3 tRNA genes, 1 rRNA gene and 1 pseudogene are annotated in these 3,642 nt (G+C 59.7%); 4 read left to right on the forward strand and 1 reads right to left on the reverse strand.

What is annotated here, in order from left to right:
- Positions 1–117 precede the first annotated feature (117 nt).
- Positions 118–230, forward strand: a 5S ribosomal RNA gene (gene rrf / locus AP428_RS14755).
- Positions 231–456: 226 nt separating this feature from the next.
- Here the strand turns inward: rrf and AP428_RS37415 are convergent.
- Positions 457–1,583: pseudogene (locus tag AP428_RS37415) on the reverse strand (IS3 family transposase).
- A 1,685-nt stretch (positions 1,584–3,268) separates the two neighbouring features.
- Between AP428_RS37415 and AP428_RS14775 the strand changes: the two are divergent.
- The 3 genes from AP428_RS14775 (at position 3,269) to AP428_RS14785 (ending at position 3,568) form a co-directional block, all read left to right on the forward strand.
- Positions 3,269–3,354: transfer RNA gene (locus AP428_RS14775), tRNA-Tyr, on the forward strand.
- A gap of 43 nt (positions 3,355–3,397) precedes the next feature.
- Positions 3,398–3,471, forward strand: a tRNA-Gly gene (locus tag AP428_RS14780).
- A 22-nt stretch (positions 3,472–3,493) separates the two neighbouring features.
- Positions 3,494–3,568: transfer RNA gene (locus AP428_RS14785), tRNA-Thr, on the forward strand.
- Positions 3,569–3,642: the final 74 nt, after the last annotated feature.

The raw sequence follows: 3,642 nt of genomic DNA on the forward strand, positions 1-3,642 counted from the left end.
TTTCGCGCTGCAGAGCGCGTCGGACGGTTGGATTCTCGTGTGTGATACACACAACCTAAAATTACTGCTTCTTCCAAGATTGGTTGTGCTGCGAAGCCAGCACAACAACCCTCTTTGCCTGATGACCATAGCGAGTCGGTCCCACCCCTTCCCATCCCGAACAGGACCGTGAAACGACTCTACGCCGATGATAGTGCGGATTCCCGTGTGAAAGTAGGTAATCGTCAGGCTCCCTAAGCCAGAAACCCCCGCCCGAACAGGCGGGGGTTTTTGCATTGGCGCGGCGGAAATGTGCATGGCGGGGTGAAGCCTTACCAAGGCTACTGCATTAGCACCTCACCCACGCCATCAATCACAGCATCCCATTCCCTCAATCGCTTCTATCTCCGGCGATTCAATTGCTTATTGATCGTATCTTCTCCGCAACTGTGTCGTCCGGATGACCTGCCCCCGGTTTTAGTCCGAACTGCAGTTAGAGTCCGAGGTTAAAAACTGCTGCTTCGCGTCGTGCGCCCGGGCGAACTGCGCAGGCGTCAGATAGCCGAGCGAACTATGAGGCCGCTCGGTGTTGTACTCGATACGCCATTCCTCAATCAGCCGCTTGGCGTGGCGCATCGAGACGAACCAGTGCTCGTTCAGGCATTCGTCGCGGAACCGCCCGTTGAAGCTCTCGATATAGGCATTCTCCACCGGCTTGCCAGGCCGAATGAACGACAGCGTGACGCCGGCTTCGTAGGCCCATGCATCCAGCACCTTACCAGCGAATTCCGGCCCGTTGTCGACCGTGATGGATGCGGGTAAGCCTCGCATCTCCTTGAGCCGCTCGAGCACTTGCTGCACTCGTAGGCCCGGCAGCGAAGTATCGACCTCGATGGCCAAGCACTCGCGCGTGTAGTCGTCGACCACGTTCAGGCATCGAAACCGCCGACCATAGGCCAACCCGTCAGAAACGAAGTCCATCGACCAGCTCTGATTCGGGCCTGTTGGCAACGGCAGCGGCGTGCGCTCGACAGCCGCAATACGCTTGCGTCGCCGCTTGCGCACGCTCAGCCCCGCCTTGCTGTACAGGCGCTAGATGCGCTTGTGGTTGGCGAAGCAGCCATCCCGCTGCAACAGCACGTGAATCCGGCGATAGCCGTATCGGCGCTTCTGCGCGGCGATGGCCATCATCCGGCCAGTCAGCGCTTCGTCGTCAACTCGGCGGCGTGATTCGTAGTGGAACAGCGAGCGCGAAATCCCTACCAGCCCGCAGGCTCGGGTAACACCCATGGCACGTTCGGTCATCAATATCCGGACCGCTTCGCGCTTGGCCTGCGGGCTTGCTACTTTCGAGCCAGCAGGTCCTTCAGCGCGGCGTTGTCGAGCATTGATTCGGCCAACAGGCGCTTGAGCTTGTTGTTCTCCTGCTCCAGTTCCTTCAGGCGCTGCGCTTCGGAGACCGTCATCCCGCCGAACTTCGCTTTCCAGTTGTAGTAGGTCGCTTCCGAGATGCCGTACTTGCGGCACAGCTCCGCCGGCTTCAAGCCAGCCTCGGCTTCCTTCAAGATGCCGATGATCTGTTCTTCGGTGAATCGCTTTTTCATTGCCGTTCCTCTCTGGAACGGACTCTACACCGTCACCGTACTAAACGCGGGGAGCAGGTCAAAATGAACCTCGCCTATCGGGTGTCTGTCGCCAGCAATTGGTGTTGCTGAAGCCCGCCTCTGGTTCGCTGGTGGCCATCAGAGCCGCAACGGGAACCCGCGTTGGCAACCGCCCACGGCTATCCTCCCTCCGGCCTTGCTCGACGTCGACCGCGATCAGCCATGCCTAGCCCTCACCATCTGATAGTCAGTCAACCGGTGATGATCGTCGGCTTATGAGGTGCATCTTCTGCCAAAATTTCCATATCTCGTGTGGCAGCGGGATGCGTCTTGCATTCGATCCGCCTTCCACGTGTTGTTGGCAAGAGCGGACAGGAAGTCACCGCACCGGCTCCCCTTGTCGCATGAATCCGCGCGACTGAACGCCAGCAGAGCCGCGACATTGCCATTAAGCGCCATTGGATCTAACGGGTCATATCTCGTCGAAAGAGCCCCATCGAGGAGTGCCGCACGCGCTTGAGCCGCGGCAAGAAGCGACTCGACCAACAGGCTGGCCGCACTGCGGCATGTTGCGGGTCTGGCGAGATCCAAAATCGGCGCGGCTCTCCATCGTCTTGGGGAGCGTGAGGTGTGGCAAGGGTTACGTAGAATCCGACACGGAGAATCGCGTTCAGTTGGACGAGACGGCGCATAAAAGCGGTCGCGATATCGCGTGTACGCCGAAGATCTGCTGCGATGAGCGACCACGTACTGACGTGAGCCGGTTGCACGACGAGATGCGTCGGTGCCAAGCAGCAGCATTCGACGCGGCAGCAGCAGGGTCGTAGGGATGCCTGGACCTGGCGCGCGTCGTCGGCTATAGCGCATGCGTAGAGAATCGCCGGATTCATCCTGCGGGACGTGGTCGGGCCACGGCATCTCGATTCATCGGTCGTGCTGCGCAAGCCGACGTGCGCCAAACCCGGGCATCCCACATCAGGCGTCTGCTTCACCATTGATACTTGCCCGGCGTCGAGTATGCCCTTGGCGCTGCGCGGTGGGGCCGTAAGCAGGGCCTGGCTGTCGGACCGTCACCAGCGGGGACCCGGCAGGCGCTATAGGCTCTTCCGGCGCCGCGGCATGTGCCGTTGCAACCACGAGGATTGCCATTACAGAAAACGCGGACGCAGGGAGACTTGTACCGCCGGCTGGAGGGTGACTCGAGACGGTATCGTGCCCTCCGGTGAAGTCGTCGAACGCAGCTGAGCGAATTCGGTGGTGGAGCTGGGAGAGGTGGGCGGAAGCCGCGTCAGCACGGGGCACCGGGAACCAAGAAGGCGCTGCCCTCGCCGCTCGCTAAAACCTCTATTTCCCGCCGGAAACGCCACCGAGCCTCCCGCGAACCATCGACATCCGAGCTCGCCGAACCCGCCCGGCACGAAATTTGCCGAAATTTTGTGTCTATCCGCTTGGCATTGTGTGAAAGAGGCCGTATGATGGCGGTCTTTCGTTTTCAGCGCTGATGCAGATCGGCGTTGAGGGCGGAGTCTGACGAAGATGTGGCGCCGATCGGCAACATCTCGCGCTTGCCTTAGCCGGGCGAGAGCGGGGTCGGCGGGAAGCAGAAGTCGGGAAGAAAGTGAAAATAATCTTCCGGATGTGCTTGACAGGAGTGCGATGCACCCCCATAATCGTCAGTTCTCTACGGAGGGGTGCCCGAGTGGCTAAAGGGGGCAGACTGTAAATCTGTTGGCTTACGCCTACGTTGGTTCGAATCCAACCTCCTCCACCAAGATATCAGCGCAGTGAGCGGTAAGGAATCGTTAGTGGCCCGTGCGGGTGTAGCTCAATGGTAGAGCAGAAGCCTTCCAAGCTTACGACGAGGGTTCGATTCCCTTCACCCGCTCCAGACCGCTAAGTTGAAGCGTAGCGCCCATGTGGCTCAGTGGTAGAGCACTCCCTTGGTAAGGGAGAGGTCGGCAGTTCGATCCTGCCCATGGGCACCAGCAGTAAAAAGTCAGTGTCTTGTTTGCGCGCGGCGCAACCTGTGAAATTCCTTTTGGGAGTCGAAAATGGCCAA

It is taken from the genome of Burkholderia sp. E168m22, assembly GCF_001319805.1.
In the GTDB taxonomy this organism is placed as follows: domain Bacteria; phylum Pseudomonadota; class Gammaproteobacteria; order Burkholderiales; family Burkholderiaceae; genus Burkholderia; species Burkholderia orbicola.